We start from the raw sequence: 18,443 nt of genomic DNA on the forward strand, positions 1-18,443 counted from the left end.
CCTAATTATTGTTGTATTTAGTCTAGCTTTATTATGAATACAACAAAATGTCTGAGACCAATTATCAATCTTTAATTGTATTAATGAGCAGAATTCTTACTATAAATGATACCACAAAACAAAGCTCTGCCTTCACTTAATTAGAAATATATATAAAAGATGTATTTTTGCTTTAACTACATAAAATTATTGGGTATAAGATTAATTAATCATTGCTTAACAAATAGTATACGTGTTGCCTGTATAATAGAAATAGCAATATAAATGTAGGAGTGGATTAAATGGGAAAGAGCACTAAGCTGGTTTCAGCTATAGATGTGGGTTCGAACACAATTAGAATGATTATAGCTGAAATAGGAGAAAGCACTGGAATCAATATAATAGACGAAGTAAAAAAGCCGATTGACATTGGGAAGGATACATATAATTATGGAAAAATAAGCATTGAAACTATAAAAGAGGCATGTAAAATACTAAAAAATTTTAAAAAGCTAATGCTTGACTATCGAGTAACAGAATATAGAGCAGTTTCGACAAGTGGAATAAGAGAATCAGCAAATTGTGATTATGTGCTTGAGCAGATAAGAATATCAAGCGGACTTAGCTTAGAGATAATTAACAATGCGCAGGAAAGACTCCTCACATATAAAGCTATAGAAGATTATTTGCCTGATTTTAGTAATATTAAGCAAGCTGGAGTTTTGATTGTAGATATAGGTTCAGGCGGGGTGGAAGTAAGTCTTTATTATGATTCTAAACTACAGTTTACAGAGTATGTAAAAATTGGATCGCTTAGAGTAATGGAAACTTTAGCTGATTTAGAAAAAATTACTTTGGATTTTGCCTCTGTGATTGAAGACTATATTGAGAGCAATATTTATATATTAAAAGACAGAATAAAGCCCTATAATCTATCAAATTTCATAGGAATTGGTGGAGAATTTACTGAGATATATAAAATATCAAAGAAAACTGATAAAGAAAAATCTATAAAATTTGTTTCAAAAGAGAATCTGACTGACTTATACAAAAAGATAAAACAGATGAATACCTATGAGGTAGCACAATATATGCAAATCTCAGAAAAACAAGCAGAAATGGTGCTTCCAACTTTAGTTATATTTAAAAAATTTGTAGACCTTACTCAGGCAGATGGGATATATGCTCCAAGAGTGTCCTTAAGGCATGGTATTTTAGCAGATATGGCTGATAATATATATAATACAAAGCGTAAAGAAGAATTTTTAAACGATATATTAAGCTCGGTGGCTTATCTTGGTAGGCGTTACAGAATAGATGATTCCCATGCTCTTCATGTAAGAGAAATGGCTATAAAAATTTTTGATAAAACAAAAAAGATTCATGAGCTTGGTTCTAACGATAGATTTTTGCTTGAGATTGCAGCGCTTCTTCATGATATAGGCAAGTATATCAATCTCAACGAACACATTGAGCATTCATACAGTATTATAAAAGCTCAGGACATAATGGGAATAAGCGATAGTGATTTAAATATAATAGCTCATACGGCTAGATTTCATAATGAAGAGAATCCAAAGAGTATAGACTCTTATCAGATTTTGCCTTATGAGAATAGAATAAAAATAAGTAAGCTATCAAGCATATTAAAGCTTTGTGATGCTATGGATATAACACATAAAAGAAAAATTAAATCCATAGATATAAAGGTTAAGGACACCAATCTAATAATAACAGCTCATGCAAAGGATGATATTCCTCTCGAAAAATGGTATTTTATGAAAAAAGCAGATTTTTTTGAAGATGTAACAGGATATAGACCAATTCTAAAAGTTAAAGGGTGAAGAAAATGACAAATAATACAGTCTATCCTTTTTTTAACAGGGAATTAAGCTGGCTGGAATTTAATACAAGAGTGCTTGAAGAAGCTCAGGATTTAAAAAATCCATTATTTGAAAGGCTAAAATTTCTGGCTATTACTGCTTCTAATTTAGATGAATTTTTTATGGTTAGGGTAGCATCCTTAAATGACCAAATAATAGCAGGATACAGTAAGAAAGATTCAGCTGGACTGCTTCCAAAGGAACAGCTAGATAGAATTACTCTCAGAGTACACGAACTAGTATCTGAAAAATACAACACCTATCTTAGGTCACTTATTCCAGCACTTAAAAAAGAAGATATATATTTCAAAAGACCTAAGAATTTAACGGACGAGCAGAGGAATTTTGTAGAAAAATATTTTTTTAATCAAATATACCCTGTTCTTACTCCAATGGTAGTTGATAAATCAAGACCATTTCCACTAATATTAAATAAGAGTTTGAACATTGCTATTTTACTTAGAGGAAATGAAGATATAGAACCAGTGTTTGCAACAGTTCAGGTTCCATCTGTGCTAGATAGGTTTATTCTTCTTCCTTGTGAGAATGATAAAAAAGAATTTATTCTACTTGAAGATATTATTAAAATTCATATGGATATGCTGTTTATAGGGCATGAGATTCTGGACATGGCATGTTATAGAATTACAAGAAATGCTGACCTTTCTATTGATGAAGATGGAGCAGAGGATTTGCTTGAAGAAATAGAGCAGTCTATAAAAAAACGCAAGTGGGGTAATGCTGTAAGATTAGAGTACGAAAAAAATACCTCTCAAGAGATAATTGATTATATTTTAGAAGAATCAGAGGCTTTTGAAGGTGGAATGTATAGAATCGGTGGACCTTTAGATCTTACTTTTCTTATGAAGTTTTATAATTTAAAAGGCTACCAAGATTTAAAATTTGAAAATCAGATACCACTTCCTTCTATCACAGTTCAAAATAACGATATTTTTGAAGCTATAAGTGAAAGAGATATTATGCTTCATCATCCTTTTGAAAGCTTTGATACAGTTGTTGATTTTGTAAGACAAGCAGCTGATGATGACAATGTACTTGCGATTAAGCAAACTCTCTATAGGGTAAGTGGAAATTCACCAATAATATCAGCTCTTGCAAAGGCGGCAGAAAACGGCAAGCAGGTGACTGTGCTGGTAGAGCTAAAAGCGAGATTTGATGAGGAGAATAATATAATTTGGGCTAAACAGCTTGAAAAAGCTGGATGTCATGTAATATATGGACTTGTGGGCTTAAAAACCCATTGTAAGCTATTGCTTGTAGTGCGTAGAGAAGAAGATAAGATAAAGAGATATGTGCATATGGGGACAGGTAACTACAATGATGTAACTGCTAAGTTTTACACAGATACAGCAATAATGACTTGCAACCCTTATATTGGGGCAGATGCCTCAGCTGTTTTTAATATGTTATCTGGATTCAGCCAAATCCAAAGACTTGAAAAGCTAGATATAGCTCCAGTGGGATTGAGAAAGAAGATAGAAAATTTAATTAAGAATGAAATAAGAAATGCAAAAGAAGGGTTTGGAGGACAGATAATATTTAAAATGAATTCTCTGGTGGATGAAAGTATGATTAGACTTTTATATGAGGCTTCCGAGGCAGGAGTAAATATAAAGCTGATTATAAGGGGCATATGCTGTTTGGTTCCTGAATATCCTCAAGTAAGTGAAAATATAGAAGTAAAGAGTATCGTGGGGAAGTTGCTAGAGCATAGCAGAATCTTTTATTTTTATAATGCTGGTCAAGAAAAGATATTTATGTCTAGTGCCGACCTTATGCCTAGAAATCTTGATAGAAGAGTTGAGCTACTATTTCCAGTAGAGGATGAATGTAATAAAGCAAGAGTGAAAAATATTATTAATTTATATCTTTCAGATACTGACAAAACTAGAATTCTTCATAGTACAGGGGTATATAGCAGAGTAGACAAAAGGGGTAAAGAGCCTCTTAACGTTCAAGACTATTTTTATGATTATATCAAAAATAAGATAGATAATAGATTTAATTTTAATGAAATTACTGAGTTTAAACCAAGAACCTATGAAGAGTAGATAAAGACAATATAAAAACGCTCATTACCTTTTAGGTAATGAGCGTTTTAGCTTATTTATGTGGGTTTAATAAATTAACTGTGGGGAAGGGACTTACATTTTTTGTCTTGCTGTATAAGTTGTATGAAGTAATTCATGAGCTTTATGGCCATATGGTTCTCCTAGATATTCAGCATAAAGCTGTTTTATCATTGGATTCTCATGAGATTTTCTAATAGTTTTTGCTCTATCTTCAGAGTAAATACCTTCAATTCTTCTTGAAAGAATTGATAAGTCTCCATGGTGATATGGCTGTCCGCCTCCACCGATACATCCACCAGGACAAGCCATGATTTCTATAGCGTGATATTCAGCTTCACCTGCACGGATTTTTTCAAGTAAAGCTCTCGCATTACCAAGTCCATGAGTAACAGCAATTTTGATATCTTGACCATTGATATTTACAGTAGCTTCTTTAGTTCCATCAAGACCTCTAAGCGCTTCGAATTCAACGTTTTCAAGAGTTTCTTTTGTTAACCACTCATAAGCAGTTCTAAGAGCAGCCTCGATAACTCCACCAGTAGTTCCGAATATTACAGATGCTCCAGTTGATTCTCCTAGAGGATTGTCAAAGTCTTGGTCTTCTAATTCATTAAAGTTTATACCAGCTTCTTTAATCATTTGAGCAAGCTCTCTAGTAGTAATTACTATATCAACGTCTTTAGTTCCACCATGACCAAGCTCTGGTCTAGCAGACTCGTATTTTTTAGCTACGCAAGGCATTACAGATACAACAATCATATCCTCTGGCTTAACATCAAGCTTCTCAGCTAAATAAGTTTTAGCAACAGCTCCAAACATTTCGTGAGGAGATTTACAGCTTGATGGGATATCTAACATATCGCTGAACTGATGCTCAAAGAATTTAACCCATCCTGGACAGCAGCTTGTAAGTATTGGAAGCTTGCCACCATGCTCTAATCTATGAACAAACTCAGATGCTTCTTCCATTATAGTAAGGTCAGCAGCAAAGTCTGTGTCAAATACTTTATCAAATCCAAGTGTTCTAAGTGCAGCAGCCATTTTGCCAGTAACTACAGTTCCAGGCTCCATACCAAACTCTTCACCTAGAGCAACCCTAACAGCTGGAGCTGTTTGCACTACAACATATTTCTTGCTATTTATAGCATCCCATACTTTAGAAACGTTATTTACTTCTGTAAGAGCAGCTGTAGGACATACTGCTAGACATTGTCCGCAGAATGTACACGTAGTTTCATGAATAGGTAAATCAAATGCAGTACCTACTACAGTATCAAAACCTCTGCCAACTGCAGATAATACGTTAACTGTTTGAACTTCATTACATACTGTTTCACATCTTCTACATAAAATACATTTATCCATATTTCTAACTATAGAATAACTGCTTCTATCAATTGGGTACTCAGACATTTTGCCTTCGTATTTGATTTCTCTTATACCTAAATCAGCAGCAAGAGATTGAAGCTCACAATCAGTGTTCTTTTCGCAGATTAGACAATCTTTTGGATGATCTGACAATAAAAGCTCAACAACTGTTCTTCTAGCTCTGATTGCTTTTTGAGTATCTGTTTTTATTTTCATTCCTTCAAATACTGGAGTAGCACAAGCTGGAGCAAGATTTCTTCTTCCTTCAACTTCAACCACGCACACACGACAAGATGCAGCTTGGTTTACCATCTTTATGTCATGAAGATCAAGGTGACATAAAGTAGGTATTTTGATATTTAGTTCTTTAGCGGCTTCAAGTATTGTAGAACCTGCAGGAACCTGTATATCTTTTCCATTTATATTAACATTCACCATACCGTAATCACCCCTTCTTAACCTTTAGTAATAGCATTTACAGGACAAGCATCAAAACAAGCACCACATTTAATACATTGATTTTGATCTATTACATGCTTCTCCTTAACTTTTCCACTAATACATGATACTGGACAAACCTTAGCACACTTAGTACATCCGATACATTTCTCTTCATTAATCATATATTTTAGAAGAGACTGGCAAGCTCCAGCAGGACAAATTTTATCTTGAACGTGAGCTCTATACTCATCGCCAAAGAAATTTAGTGTAGATAGTACAGGGTTTGGAGCAGTTTGACCAAGACCACAAAGTGAAGTATCTTTTATAGTTTGAGCGAGCTCTTTCATAGCGTCAAGATCTTCCATAGTTCCCTTACCTTCAGAAATCTTAGTAAGCATTTCATGAAGTCTCTTGTTACCTACACGACATGGAGTACATTTTCCACATGATTCCTCTACAGTAAACTCTAAGTAGAATTTAGCTATATCAACCATACAGTTATCTTCGTCCATAACAATCATACCGCCTGAACCCATCATAGATCCGATAGCGCCTAATGATTCATAATCTATTTTTACATCTAATTGGTCTTTAGTAATACATCCACCTGATGGGCCTCCTGTTTGAACAGCTTTAAATTCTTTGCCGTCCTTGATTCCGCCACCTATTTCGTAAATGATTTCTCTAAGAGTAATTCCCATAGGAACTTCAACTAGACCAACGTTGTTAATTTTACCAGCAAGTGCGAAAACTTTGGTTCCTTTTGATGTTTCACTTCCGATTGCGTTAAACCAAGAAGCTCCTTCTAAAAGGATAGCAGGTACGTTTGCAAGAGTCTCAACGTTATTAACACATGTAGGCTTGCCCCAAAGTCCACTTTCAGCAGGGAATGGAGGTTTTGTAGTTGGCTCTCCACGTTGTCCTTCTATAGAATGGATAAGAGCAGTTTCCTCTCCACATACGAAAGCTCCTGCGCCATACTTGATTTCAATATCAAAAGAGAAGCTAGTTCCCATTATATTGTCTCCAAGTAGTCCGTGCTCTCTAGCTTCATTTATAGCATGACGGAGTCTCTTGATAGCAAGAGGATACTCAGCACGAATATAAACGAATCCTTTTGATGCTCCAACAGAATAACCAGCTACAGCCATAGCTTCGATTATACTATGAGGGTCACCTTCAAGGATAGAACGGTCCATAAATGCACCAGGGTCTCCCTCGTCAGCATTACATACTATATATTTAATATCTGATACAGGCTTTTTCGTGAATTCCCACTTAAGACCAGTAGAAAAACCTCCGCCGCCTCTTCCTCTTAGGCCAGATAGTTTTATTTCATCAATTACATCTTGAGGTGTTTTTTCAGTAATGCATCTTCCAATTGCCTCATAACCTCTACAAGCAATATACTCAGAGATTAGCTCTGGATTAATAAGACCACAGTTTCTAAGAGCAATACGTTTTTGTTTTTTATAAAAAGACATCTCGTGTTGAGTGTTTACTTTTTCGTGTGAATCAGGATCTTGGTATAGTAGTCTATGTACTCTATTTCCGTCAACAAGATGAGTTTTAACTAACTCAGCTGCATCTTCAGGAGCTACTTGTACATAAAACACATCATCCGGGAATACTTTTACAATTGGTCCTTGCTCACAAAAACCAAAACATCCTGTAATATGAGCGTTTACCTTGTCAGATAAACCTGCTTTTGCTATTTCAGCGTTAAGATTATCGATTAGTTTTTGACTTTGAGAGGACATACATCCAGTTCCACCGCACACTAGGATTTCTCTGTACTCTGTATTTTGAATGTTATCTGTTCTTAGCTTTAAATTTGGCTTGTATTCAGCTTGTAAATCTAGTAGAGCCTTAAAAGATTCAATTTTATTCATGTTAGTCCTCCTTCCTAATCAGCATATTTTGCAAGTATTTTTGGAATATCGTCCACAGTTACTTTTCCATAAACTTCGTCGTTTACCATAATAACAGGGGCTAAACCACAGGCTCCAACACATCTAAGCGCCTCGATTGAATACATTTTGTTTTCAGTAGTCTCGCCTGGCTTGATGCATAGAACTTTTTCAAGTTCTCTAAGTAGAGAATCAGCTTTTCTAACAAAGCATGCTGTACCCATACATACGTTAATTACGTATTTACCTTTTGGTTCTGTAGTAAAGTAAGAATAAAAGCTAACAACACCGAATACTTTAGAAGCTGGTACTCCTAATTTTTCACCTATAAATAGTTGAACTTCCTTTGGAATAAATCCAAAGAGGTTTTGAGCCTTATGAAGAACTTCGATAAGAGCAGTTTCTTTATTTTCGATATTAGCAATATAATCTGCTAACTGATCATAAAGCTCCTTGTTTAAAGTGGTTTCTTGCATATTATCCCTCCTTGCTAAATATTAGACAATCTTTACCCATAATATAACAGAATTTAAAAAAAAGAAAAATAGTATTTACAATAATGGTTAAATATTCACGAAACGCTGAATATCAATGAATATTTTTTAGGTTTTCTTGAATAAAATTAGTCGAATATTCAAGAAAACGATTATCAAGTGAATGAAATATTCAACTACGCCCCTTTTCTTTGATAAATTAACTACTTACGATATATTTATCGTTAAGCTTTTATTCATAGTTAGAAATTATCACCCTCCTATATTGTAGTAATAAGTAAAATTAAGAAAAACCTATTTTTTTAAAGATAACGTTTCCAGAGTACTTTAGTGGGAATTAAACTTACAAAATTTAAAAAAGCAATTTTTAAATTTGTAAAATCTGGATAAAAATATTATATCAAAAAAATCAAAATAAAACTAATAAATATTCATAATATTCTCGATTGAATAACAATTAATTTATTTATTAACAAAATTTCATTATTAAAGAAACAAGTAATTATAAGCGTGTTTTAAATCTTATTATCCAATTGTTTTATTTGAGTGTTTTAAAGCGTTATTAATGATATAATTAGATAAGAAATAGACATGATTTCTCAGATTAAAATGAAATTTATAAATAAATAATAATTTATTTATTCAATTGGTTAATTTTATATCAAATAGGAGGAGATTTTATGAAAATAGTAATTATTGGAAGTAGTGCCGCAGCGATATCGACAGCTGAAACATTGAGAAAGTTGAATCCAGATATAAAAATCACAATGATTAGCAGTGATGATAGACTTCCTTATTATAGACCTATGCTATCACATATGATTGGAGAAACTGAGTACCCAACCAACTTTTACTTAAAAACTAAAGAATATTTTCAGGAAAAAAATATTTCTATAATTCTAAACACTAAAGTAATCGGAATAGATAAAGATAAAAAAATCGTAACAACAGAAAACAACGCTAACTATGAATATGATAAGTTGATTTTATGCACTGGAAGTAATAATTTTATTCCTCCTTTAGAAGGAACAGATAAAAAAGGTGTATATACAATTAAATATGCTAGCGATATAGAAAATATAAATAAAAGTATTGATAAAGTAAAAAATGCAGTGATTATTGGGGGAGGACTTTTAGGAATTGAAGCAGCTTGGAGCTTACTTCATAAAAATATTGATGTAAGCATTGTAGAATTTAGTGATAGGTTGATGCCAAGACAGCTCGATATCAAAGCATCGAAATTAGTTTTAGAATCTGCAACTAAATCTGGTATAAAGTTTTATCTTGGAGAATCCTCTAAAGCTATTTTAGGAGAAGAAACTGTAAAAGGGGTTGAACTAAATAGCAAAAAAATTCTAGATGCAGATATGGTTATTATTTCTGTTGGAGTAAGAGCAAATATAGACCTTCCAAAAGGATGTAAGATAGATTGTGATAGAGGGATAATGGTAACGAAAAATCTTAAAACCTGTGATGAGGATATTTATGCAGCAGGAGATAATGTACAAATTGGAAATAGCACATATGGAATTTGGCCAGCGGCTATGCAGATGGGAAAAATCGTAGCGGCCAATGTACTTGGTGACAATAAAGAATTTGATGGCTTTATTCCTGCTACTATATTAAAAGGACTAGAAATTGGAGTTTATTCTGCAGGAGACATAGAGGACAAAGAAGGAAGAACTTACGAAATTGTTGAAGACTCTAATAATTATAAAAAATTAGTTTTTGAAAATGATATTTTGGTAGGGGGATTATTAATAGGAGAAACTAAATTATCATCGAAAATTTATAGTGCTTTAACTCAGAAAAAAACTAAAAGCCAAATTATCGACGAAAATTGGTTTGTTTAATGTTTATTTTTTCTTTATTAAATGATTTTCAGATGCTATACTGTTTTAGGATTAAAGCTAATTATTAAGAAACTTAAATTATAGGATGTGAAGCAATGCTTATTTTAGCAGATGATTGGAAAGATTATGAGATTATTGATGCTGGTAACGGCGAGAAGTTAGAAAGATGGAAAAACATTGTGCTTAGAAGGCCTGACCCTCAGGCTATATGGCCAGCTGATACAGATAACGTAAAGTGGAAAGATGTCCATGGACATTATCATAGAAGTAGCAAAGGTGGAGGAACTTGGGAGTTTAAAAAGAAAATTCCTGAAAGATGGACTATATCTTATAAGGGACTATCTTTTTATATCAAGCCTACAGCTTTTAAGCATACAGGACTGTTTCCTGAGCAAGCAGCTAATTGGAGCTGGATGATGGATAAAATTTCAAAAGCAAATAGACCGATAAAGGTTCTTAATTTATTTGCATATACTGGAGGAGCAACTTGCGCTGCTTCTTATGCTGGAGCAGAAGAAGTATGCCATGTGGATGCATCAAAAGGAATGGTTGCTTGGGCTAAAGAAAATGCAGAGCTTAGTGGTTTATCGAACAATAAAATTAGATATATAGTAGATGATTGCTTTAAGTTTGTACAAAGAGAAATAAGAAGAGGTAACAAATACGATGCTGTAATAATGGATCCTCCTTCGTATGGAAGAGGGCCAAATGGGGAGATTTGGAAATTTGAAGAGGAGCTTACAAATCTACTAAAGCTTACATCCCAGGTGCTAAGTGATGAACCGCTATTTTTATTATTAAATTCTTACACAACAGGATTATCTCCAACTGCTATAGAAAATATGCTTAAGCTTATAATAGTAAAGGATAAGCAAGGAAGTGTATCGAGTGGAGAAATAGGCTTGCCAGTGAAAAAAGAAAATTTAATTCTACCGTGTGGAATATACGGAAGATGGGAGAAATAAAAGTGACTCCTGAAGTAATATATGAAGACAACCATATTATAGTAGTAGTAAAACCCTTTGGGATGCCATCGCAAGAGGATGATTCAAAGGATTTGGATATGCTCAGCTGGGTCAAGGCATATGTAAAAGAAAAATACAATAAGCCAGGAGAGGTATTTATAGGACTGGTTCATAGGCTAGATAGAGTGTCAGGAGGTCTAATGGTCTTTGCTAGAACCTCTAAGGCTGCATCTAGGTTATCAGATCAAATAAGAAAAAAACAAATTGAAAAGAAATATACTTTAGTTGCAGAAGGAAGTCTTGAGAAAAAGTCAGGTTTTATGGAAGATTTTCTTTTAAAGGACAAATCAAATAACAAAGTAAAAGCATTTAAGAATGAAGTTAAAGATTCTAAAGATGCAAAGCTGAGCTATGAGGTTATGGATGAGAGACAAGGACTTAGCTTGGTTTCAGTCGACCTTATTACAGGAAGGTCACATCAAATAAGAGTGCAGTTTTCATCTAGAAGGTGCCCTTTATATGGAGATTTAAAATATGGCTCTTCTAATCCTCAAAAAAAATCCATAGCTTTATGGTCGTATTATTTGAGCTTTGAGCATCCTACTAAAAAAGAAAAGCTCGAATTCAAAATTGAGTTACCAGACCATAAGCCATGGGATATATTTATCAAATAGTCATAATTTCTTTGACTCTATATTTAGATTTTAGTGTGAAATATTTTTTCTAAACCGGTGGCTTTTTTAGGAGCCACCTTTTTCATGGATTCAAAGTATAAAATTATATCTCCTATATAAGGAAGGTCTTGACCTACGTATTTTTGAGTTAACTCTCTTATCTGCATAGCTGTGATACAGTTTGTGTCGTGGATATCGCAATGTCTGCATTTGGCTATAAGGCCTGCAAGCTTTTTCTCGTAATATATATTGTGATTTTTGGAATTCGTTTTTAAAATAATACCAATAGATAGTGCAAGTATAAAACTAAATAGAGCTATGTAAGTAGGTGTGAAATGTATTTTATCTACTGAAGAGTATAGACCAGATAAACCAAACCCTAAGAATATAATTGAAGCAAGAATCTTCATTGTGACTTCTGGAATTCTTTTTCCAAGCACTTTTCCTACTAATATACCGATTAAACTTACGGCAATCATTCCTGAAGTGGTTCCAAGAAGTGTTAGAAATGGATAAGCTGATTTAGCTCCTAGAGTCATTGCTGTAAGTTGAGTTTTATCACCAAGCTCGCCTATGAAAAAAGCGCTTGCTACAGTTAGAATAGGAGTTTTGAAAGAAAAAGATGTCTCATCCTCCTCTTCCTCATCTTCATATTCTAGTTTTAGAGACCAAAGCCCAAAAATAATAAACATAATGGCCGCCACAACTTTAATTAAATCTAGAGAAACATAGTTACTTATAAAGCTTGCAAAAACTATTGCAAGACCGTGATTTAAAAATGCTCCAAGAAAAACACCTATAAGAACTTGATTTATTTTATATTTAGTTGAAAATGCAAGTGCTAGAAGCTGTGTTTTATCTCCCATTTCAGCTAAAAATATAAGTAAGAAAGATGATATAATTGCTCCCATGATTTTACCCCCACTAAAGATACAATAATAAACTAAAAACAAGTGATAGTTTTAAAATTTACGATAAAAAAAAGACTTTTAGTTTTTAAAAAAATATTATAACTCATTCTTTTTCTAATATCAATTGATATTGTGTAGTAGGGATATTAATTAGAATTAAATTTAATAAAATTTTTCTTTGTTAATAAAACGAAAGGTGATAGCTATGAATTTCCATTATAAGAAATCTTTTAAGTTAAAAAGTGAAATAGGAAATAATAAATTCTCATTCGATAAAAGAGAGCTTTATAAAGAAATCTGCATTTCATCTTTAATAGAATCGAGTGAAATCCATATAAAAGAATCAACTACTGTAGCTTTTGTAGAGATGGATAACGATAAAGAAGTCGGTTTTAAAGGGATAGAACCATTCATAGTAAAAACTCATAAGAATAAAAAAATTTACGTATTTGACAATCATAACCATGCATTTTTCTTTATATATAAAGAAATTTTTGAAAATAAAATTCCCTTGGGACTTGATATGATTCATATTGATCAGCATAAAGATACGAGAAAACCAGATGTAGATTTTTCTGAAGTGAAGAATTGGCAGACAGATATAAGGGATTTTCTTTATGAAATTAATTATCTAAGCAAAGAAGATATAGATTACGAAGTAACTTTGTTAGATGCTGCATTTTATTATACAAATGCTGTGTTAAATGTAGGAAATTTTATTAAGCCACTTCAAAAGGAAAGCTTAATTGAGAACTTATTTATAGTGGATTCAACATATTCTTTGGATAATATTGAAAATCAAGCTGAGAGTAGTAATGGGTATATTTTAGATATTGATTTGGATTTTTTTAGCGAGGATATGGAGTACATTGACAGGAAAAGAAAAATAGAAGTGATTAATAACCTTGCTAAAAAGGCATCACTTATAACTATATGTACTAGTCCTTTTTTTATAGATTTTCAGAAAGCCAATGAGGCGTTAATGGAATTAAATTTATGTGTAGAAGATTAAAAAAACATGTTATTATATCATAGTACTAAACATAATAACTAGGAGGATTTTTGGATGTTAGACATAATAAGAGTATTAATTTTGAGTATAGTAGAAGGTGTGACTGAGTTTCTACCAGTTAGTAGCACTGGCCACCTTATTTTAGTAAATGAATTTGTTTCCCTAAAGCCACAGTCTTTCTCAAATAGCTTCAATGTTATTATTCAGCTTGGGGCTATTCTATCGGTAGTTGTGTTGTATTTTGAAAAACTAAACCCTTTTAGTTCAAATAAATCTAAACAGCAAAAAAAGAATACAATAGATTTATGGTTAAAAGTAATAGTAGGAGTTATTCCAGCTGGAATTTTAGGATTCTTATTCGACGACTTCATAGATGAATATCTGTTTGGACCTGTAACAGTTACAATAGCGCTTTTTGTTTGGGGAATAATAATAGTTTGGATTGAAAATAAAAATAAAAAAATATCTATTGATTCTGTTTATAAAATTACATATAAAACTGCTCTTTTAATTGGACTTGTACAGTGCTTAGCAATGATTCCAGGTACATCAAGATCAGCTGCAACAATTATAGGAGCTATGCTCCTTGGGTGCTCAAGAGGAGCGGCAGCAGAATTTTCTTTTTTCCTAGCGATTCCTACGATGTTCGGGGCTACTCTTTTAAAACTTGCGAAAATGTTTTTGGGTGGTACAATTTTTACCGCATGGCAGTGGTTTTTACTGTTTCTAGGCTGTGTTTTCTCTTTTATAGTAGCTCTTCTGGTTATAAAGCTATTTTTAAACTATGTTCAAAAGCATAATTTTAAGGTTTTTGGATATTACAGAATAGCGCTCTCTAGTATTTTGCTCGTATACTTCTTTTTTATAAAATAGCAGGAGAAACAAATGTCTAATAATAAATTGTATCAGGTTTATTCGGAGTACTTAAAAGAAAAGTACAAAGAAAAGGTTTATAGGATACCTATAAATCTTCCAGTAACTTGTCCAAATAGAGATGGATGCGTTGCAAAAGATGGCTGTAGCTTTTGCTCAGAAAAAGCTGCAGGATTTGAAGCCCTATCGAATAAAATATCTGTTAAAGAGCAGCTTGAGAAAAATATTGACTATATAGGGCCTAGATATAAGGCTAAAAAATATATAGCGTATTTTCAAAATTTCACTAACACTTATCTGCCACCGGCTGTCTTTGAAGCTTATGTTAAAGAGGCTATAAGGGAGGATGTAGTTGAAATTTCAGTGTCTACTAGACCAGATTCATTGGATGAGAGATATTTAGATATTCTTAAAATGATAAAAGAAGCACATGATATTGAAATAACAATAGAACTTGGGCTTCAAAGCATAAATCATAAGACCTTAAAAAGCATAAACAGAGGTCATACCTTGGCAGAGTTTATTGAAGCGGCTAATCTTGTAAAAAGCTATGGCTTTGAGCTAGTAGTACACATGATACTAAATCTTCCGTATGATGACGAAGAAGATATAATTGAGGGAGCAAAGATACTTTCCGCGCTTAAGGTCGATGCAGTAAAGCTTCATTCCTTATATCTTATTAAAAACACTCCAATGGCAGATTTAGTCGAGTCAGGTAAACTAGAGATATGCTCAATGGATGATTATATAAAAAGAACTTCGCTTTTTCTTGCTTATCTTTCTCCAGATATTGTAATTCACAGGCTTTTAGGAAGAGCTCCAAAAGAAGATACGATTTTTTGTAATTATTCTACCTCATGGTGGAAGCTTAAAGATATGATTGAAGCCTATATGATAGCAAATGATTTATACCAAGGGTGTTATTTTGACTATCTAGGAGGAAAAGCTGTAAGACACCTTTAGGCTTATAATAGAAAAGAGTAATCCAATTATATTTCATTATTGGACTACTCTTTTATTTTTTAGGAATAAATTATCAGTAAGTGAGGTTGGTCTATATTAATACTGATTAGAGCCTTATGGAATAAATTTTTCACCTAGATATTTTTTGATATCCTCAGTTGAAGAATCTGGGGTAACCAAAACTTCTCTCCCAGTCTCTTCAAAAATTATTAGGACTTCGCAATCTCTTGCTTTAAAAAATTTTTTAACGGTTTCTTCAAGAACCTTCCTTACTTTTATTACATCTTTTTTCTTTTTTTCATATTCTTTAGTAAAATAACTCCCTTTTAAGGTGATTATTTTTATATATCTGGTTGTCATAATTCCTCCTAATTGATTTATTTAGCTAATGGAAATAGAGTCTGATCCCAGGTGTGGGTTTTTGCCATTTGAGTACTTGTAAGCATAAAGAAATCATAGCTTACATAATTTAATGGTTTCTTAAATGAGCCGCTGTAGACTGGATCATTCCATGTGACATCTAAATGATACCATAAATTGTTTAGCTTAACTAGATTCCACATGTGGTCTTCATTAGCAGCCACTCCACTTATAATTTTTGCATCTATTCCTGCGTAACTAAGCATTTTATAAGTTAGAAATGAATAGCCTTCACAAAGTGATGATTTATTAAAGACTGCATGATATGCAGAATTTTTTTCATAACTAAGGTCATATTCAACATGCTTAACTATAGTATCGTTTACAAATTTAATTACATCAAGATTACTAGGACTTAGTGCTAAAAAAGGATCCATAGTGGTTTTTATCCATTCATTAACTTTTGTATTTTCATCTGGAGTCATGCGATAATCCAAGTTTAAAACTAAATTGGCAGATTTTCCAGTTACACTTCCATCCATAGTAATAGAATAGATGTCCATATTGCTTTGATAAAAAATTATATTCGTAATATGATTGAAAATTTTCTGTGCTTGACTATCGCTAAAGTTTTTTAAATTTAAATTGATATTTTCTTTTCTGCTTATTGCATCTTGGATAAGTTCTAGGCGAAATTGTTCACTTTGTATTAGATTGTTGGCATCGTAAGCAGTCGCACTAAGGGCGAAGGTATTGGCAGGCATGAGTAAAAAGATAACCATGAAGATGAGGAGAGATTTTTTCATTTCAATCCTCCTTTCTAATAATAATCAACAAGAGAAAATGTTGTGTTTTTCTGATATAATATATAAGGTTACTATATATTATACCAAAATTAATAGATTTTAAAACGAGGTAATACTATGGAGATTACAAAAATTAATGGGAAAAGTGGATTTGTAAAGGGTGGGACTACCACAGGAATATATACTTTTAAGGATAAATCTGTACTTATTATAGATCCGGGTCTATCGTCTGCAAGAGGAAATAGACTAAGCCAGATGTTAGAAGACAGCTCTCTTAGAGCTAGATACTGTATCACAACTCATGAACATCTGGATCATTTCGAAGCATACAGTAGTATTAAGAATCATTTTACTGGATGTAGTTTTTTCTGCTCTGAAAACACAAAAAGATTTCTTCAAAGTCCTAAATTTTTTACTACATATATTTATGGAGCAAATCCACATAAAAAATTACTAGGAAATACAAAAGCCAGTATTTTTGATTTTGATATAGAAGATACAATAAAACAAGGACAGTTTAAGCTTTCTGATATAAAATTTCAAGCATATGAGCTTAATGGGCATAGTAATGGAGATATAGGAATTCTATCGCCTGATAAGGTTCTTTACGTTGGGGATGCATTATTTGACTATCATATAATGAAAAAATATGATTTTCCTTTTATATTTGATGTAGAAAAATATTTAAAAAGCCTTGAGCTGATAGATGAGATTGATTTTGATTATTGTGTTATAGGACACAGCAAATCCATTTATAACAAGGATGAAATAACGGATATTGTAAGCAAAAATAAAGATAATGTTAACAGGTACGTGAATGAAATATATAATCTGTTAGAACAACCATATACTAGAGAAGAACTACTTAGTAAGATAATAAGTGATAATGACTTGAAACTAGATTATAAAGAATATCATTATTACTATTCCACACTCGGCTCCATGTTAACCTTGTTAATTGACAATGATCAAATTCAATACGAGGTTGAAAATGGTTTAGTGTATTACTACAAACTTTAATATTGTGAAGGGGACGATATTATGGAACTTAATCAATGGAAAACTGTTCTTATTCCTTATCAGTACGCTGTAGAGGAACTAAAAGTAAAATTCAAAAATATTCGCAAAGAGCTAATAGACAATGGCGAATATTCTCCTATTGAGTTCGTTACGGGAAGAGTAAAAAAAATATCATCAATTATAGATAAAGCCAAGCGCTTAGATATTGACTTAAGCGAAGTAGATGACAAAATTGAAGATATAGCTGGGATAAGAATAATGTGCCAGTTTGTAGAGGATATATATACTGTGGTTTCTTATATAAGAAGCCGTAAGGATATGGATGTGCTTTATGAAAAGGATTATATTAAAAATGACAAGTCAAGTGGTTATAGAAGCTACCATGTAATAATAAAATACCCCATTCAAACTGTATCTGGAGTAGTTGACATCCTAGCAGAAATTCAAATAAGAACTCTATCTATGAACTTTTGGGCTACTATTGAGCATTCTTTGAAGTATAAGTATAACCACTATATTCCTTCTGATATAGCGCAAAGACTAAGAAAAGCTGCTGATGCCGCTTTTAATTTAGACCAAGAGATGAGTGTGATTAGAGAAGAAATAATGAGAGCTCAGGTTATGTTTGAAATGAAATCAGTAACTGTAAAGGATATCATTTACAGCATTCAGGAGCTTCAAAAAATGGGTCTTACTGATGAAGCTAAGGATTTTCAACGCAGATTTGATGCAGTAAGCACTGTATCTGAAATGGACGATATAATAATGCTTAGAAATGAGCTTAACAAACGTATTTATGAACTAAAAAAATCGTAAAAATAAAGTATTATTAAGGAGA

At 32.6% G+C, this 18,443-nt stretch carries 16 protein-coding genes; 10 read left to right on the forward strand and 6 right to left on the reverse strand.

The window, feature by feature from the left end; genetic code table 11:
* The first annotated feature begins 281 nt into the window (after positions 1 to 281).
* Complete coding sequence (locus CLOST_RS04750) at positions 282 to 1,823, forward strand: Ppx/GppA phosphatase family protein (protein ID WP_013361123.1); 1,542 nt, start codon at positions 282 to 284, stop codon at positions 1,821 to 1,823.
* 5 nt (positions 1,824 to 1,828) lie between these two features.
* A complete protein-coding gene (locus CLOST_RS04755; protein WP_013361124.1) occupies positions 1,829 to 3,934 on the forward strand; it encodes an RNA degradosome polyphosphate kinase in 2,106 nt (701 codons plus the stop codon).
* Positions 3,935 to 4,027: 93 nt separating this feature from the next.
* On the opposite strand, the gene CLOST_RS04760 is transcribed toward CLOST_RS04755, so the two are convergent.
* The 3 genes from CLOST_RS04760 to CLOST_RS04770 are packed head-to-tail and all read right to left on the reverse strand — an operon-like array spanning position 4,028 to position 8,150.
* Positions 4,028 to 5,761 carry an NADH-dependent [FeFe] hydrogenase, group A6 gene (locus tag CLOST_RS04760; protein WP_013361125.1) on the reverse strand — a complete coding sequence of 578 codons (1,734 nt, stop codon included), beginning with the start codon at positions 5,759 to 5,761 and terminating at the stop codon, positions 4,028 to 4,030.
* A 17-nt stretch (positions 5,762 to 5,778) separates the two neighbouring features.
* Complete coding sequence (gene nuoF / locus CLOST_RS04765) at positions 5,779 to 7,656, reverse strand: NADH-quinone oxidoreductase subunit NuoF (RefSeq protein WP_013361126.1); 1,878 nt, start codon at positions 7,654 to 7,656, stop codon at positions 5,779 to 5,781.
* Between the two features lie 14 nt (positions 7,657 to 7,670).
* On the reverse strand, positions 7,671 to 8,150 hold the full coding sequence (locus CLOST_RS04770; protein WP_013361127.1) for an NADH-quinone oxidoreductase subunit NuoE family protein: 480 nt from the start codon (positions 8,148 to 8,150) through the stop codon (positions 7,671 to 7,673).
* A gap of 698 nt (positions 8,151 to 8,848) precedes the next feature.
* On the opposite strand from CLOST_RS04770, the gene CLOST_RS04775 reads away from it, so the two are divergent.
* From CLOST_RS04775 to CLOST_RS04785, 3 genes are all read left to right on the forward strand, one after another.
* Entirely contained in the window at positions 8,849 to 10,021 is a 1,173-nt protein-coding gene (locus CLOST_RS04775) for an NAD(P)/FAD-dependent oxidoreductase (protein WP_013361128.1), read from the forward strand.
* Between the two features lie 95 nt (positions 10,022 to 10,116).
* On the forward strand, positions 10,117 to 10,986 hold the full coding sequence (locus CLOST_RS04780) for a class I SAM-dependent methyltransferase (RefSeq protein WP_013361129.1): 870 nt from the start codon (positions 10,117 to 10,119) through the stop codon (positions 10,984 to 10,986).
* Entirely contained in the window at positions 10,974 to 11,660 is a 687-nt protein-coding gene (locus tag CLOST_RS04785; protein WP_041487106.1) for an RluA family pseudouridine synthase, read from the forward strand. Before CLOST_RS04780 ends, CLOST_RS04785 begins: the two co-directional genes overlap by 13 nt.
* A 23-nt stretch (positions 11,661 to 11,683) precedes the next feature.
* On the opposite strand, the gene CLOST_RS04790 is transcribed toward CLOST_RS04785, so the two are convergent.
* A complete protein-coding gene (locus CLOST_RS04790; RefSeq protein ID WP_013361131.1) occupies positions 11,684 to 12,571 on the reverse strand; it encodes a TMEM165/GDT1 family protein in 888 nt (295 codons plus the stop codon).
* Positions 12,572 to 12,776: 205 nt separating this feature from the next.
* On the opposite strand from CLOST_RS04790, the gene CLOST_RS04795 reads away from it, so the two are divergent.
* Genes CLOST_RS04795 through mnmL form a run of 3 tightly spaced genes read left to right on the forward strand, consistent with a single transcriptional unit; the run spans position 12,777 to position 15,419 of the window.
* The gene (locus tag CLOST_RS04795) at positions 12,777 to 13,583 is read left to right on the forward strand and encodes a peptide arginase family protein (RefSeq protein WP_013361132.1); all 807 of its coding nucleotides are present in this window, start codon (positions 12,777 to 12,779) and stop codon (positions 13,581 to 13,583) included.
* Between the two features lie 54 nt (positions 13,584 to 13,637).
* Complete coding sequence (locus CLOST_RS04800; RefSeq protein WP_013361133.1) at positions 13,638 to 14,456, forward strand: undecaprenyl-diphosphate phosphatase; 819 nt, start codon at positions 13,638 to 13,640, stop codon at positions 14,454 to 14,456.
* 12 nt (positions 14,457 to 14,468) lie between these two features.
* Entirely contained in the window at positions 14,469 to 15,419 is a 951-nt protein-coding gene (gene mnmL / locus CLOST_RS04805) for a tRNA modification radical SAM protein MnmL/YtqA (protein ID WP_013361134.1), read from the forward strand.
* A gap of 114 nt (positions 15,420 to 15,533) precedes the next feature.
* Here mnmL and CLOST_RS04810 read toward each other — a convergent pair whose 3' ends face one another.
* Together CLOST_RS04810 and CLOST_RS13530 are read right to left on the reverse strand one after the other, a co-directional pair.
* Complete coding sequence (locus tag CLOST_RS04810) at positions 15,534 to 15,779, reverse strand: hypothetical protein (RefSeq protein ID WP_013361135.1); 246 nt, start codon at positions 15,777 to 15,779, stop codon at positions 15,534 to 15,536.
* A 17-nt stretch (positions 15,780 to 15,796) separates the two neighbouring features.
* Positions 15,797 to 16,585, reverse strand: a complete 789-nt coding sequence (locus tag CLOST_RS13530; RefSeq protein WP_013361136.1) for a transglutaminase domain-containing protein — start codon at positions 16,583 to 16,585, stop codon at positions 15,797 to 15,799.
* Positions 16,586 to 16,702: 117 nt separating this feature from the next.
* Here CLOST_RS13530 and CLOST_RS04820 point away from each other — a divergent pair, with 117 nt between their 5' ends.
* Together CLOST_RS04820 and yjbM are read left to right on the forward strand one after the other, a co-directional pair.
* Complete coding sequence (locus CLOST_RS04820) at positions 16,703 to 17,605, forward strand: MBL fold metallo-hydrolase (protein WP_013361137.1); 903 nt, start codon at positions 16,703 to 16,705, stop codon at positions 17,603 to 17,605.
* 21 nt (positions 17,606 to 17,626) lie between these two features.
* Entirely contained in the window at positions 17,627 to 18,421 is a 795-nt protein-coding gene (yjbM, locus tag CLOST_RS04825) for a GTP diphosphokinase (protein WP_013361138.1), read from the forward strand.
* Positions 18,422 to 18,443: the final 22 nt, after the last annotated feature.

The sequence above is a fragment of the Acetoanaerobium sticklandii genome (assembly GCF_000196455.1).
Lineage (GTDB): Bacteria > Bacillota > Clostridia > Peptostreptococcales > Filifactoraceae > Acetoanaerobium > Acetoanaerobium sticklandii.

What these genes read in the sequence shown, in the direction of transcription:
- CLOST_RS04810 (WP_013361135.1), bottom strand. Translation starts at nt 15,779, where the DNA reads ATGACAACCAGATATATAAAAATAATCACCTTAAAAGGGAGTTATTTT.
- CLOST_RS04755 (WP_013361124.1), top strand. Translation starts at nt 1,829, where the DNA reads ATGACAAATAATACAGTCTATCCTTTTTTTAACAGGGAATTAAGCTGG.
- yjbM (WP_013361138.1), top strand. Translation starts at nt 17,627, where the DNA reads ATGGAACTTAATCAATGGAAAACTGTTCTTATTCCTTATCAGTACGCT.
- CLOST_RS04790 (WP_013361131.1), bottom strand. Translation starts at nt 12,571, where the DNA reads ATGGGAGCAATTATATCATCTTTCTTACTTATATTTTTAGCTGAAATG.
- CLOST_RS04785 (WP_041487106.1), top strand. Translation starts at nt 10,974, where the DNA reads ATGGGAGAAATAAAAGTGACTCCTGAAGTAATATATGAAGACAACCAT.
- nuoF (WP_013361126.1), bottom strand. Translation starts at nt 7,656, where the DNA reads ATGAATAAAATTGAATCTTTTAAGGCTCTACTAGATTTACAAGCTGAA.
- CLOST_RS04795 (WP_013361132.1), top strand. Translation starts at nt 12,777, where the DNA reads ATGAATTTCCATTATAAGAAATCTTTTAAGTTAAAAAGTGAAATAGGA.
- CLOST_RS04770 (WP_013361127.1), bottom strand. Translation starts at nt 8,150, where the DNA reads ATGCAAGAAACCACTTTAAACAAGGAGCTTTATGATCAGTTAGCAGAT.
- CLOST_RS04760 (WP_013361125.1), bottom strand. Translation starts at nt 5,761, where the DNA reads ATGGTGAATGTTAATATAAATGGAAAAGATATACAGGTTCCTGCAGGT.
- CLOST_RS13530 (WP_013361136.1), bottom strand. Translation starts at nt 16,585, where the DNA reads ATGAAAAAATCTCTCCTCATCTTCATGGTTATCTTTTTACTCATGCCT.
- CLOST_RS04780 (WP_013361129.1), top strand. Translation starts at nt 10,117, where the DNA reads ATGCTTATTTTAGCAGATGATTGGAAAGATTATGAGATTATTGATGCT.
- CLOST_RS04775 (WP_013361128.1), top strand. Translation starts at nt 8,849, where the DNA reads ATGAAAATAGTAATTATTGGAAGTAGTGCCGCAGCGATATCGACAGCT.
- CLOST_RS04800 (WP_013361133.1), top strand. Translation starts at nt 13,638, where the DNA reads ATGTTAGACATAATAAGAGTATTAATTTTGAGTATAGTAGAAGGTGTG.
- mnmL (WP_013361134.1), top strand. Translation starts at nt 14,469, where the DNA reads ATGTCTAATAATAAATTGTATCAGGTTTATTCGGAGTACTTAAAAGAA.
- CLOST_RS04820 (WP_013361137.1), top strand. Translation starts at nt 16,703, where the DNA reads ATGGAGATTACAAAAATTAATGGGAAAAGTGGATTTGTAAAGGGTGGG.
- CLOST_RS04750 (WP_013361123.1), top strand. Translation starts at nt 282, where the DNA reads ATGGGAAAGAGCACTAAGCTGGTTTCAGCTATAGATGTGGGTTCGAAC.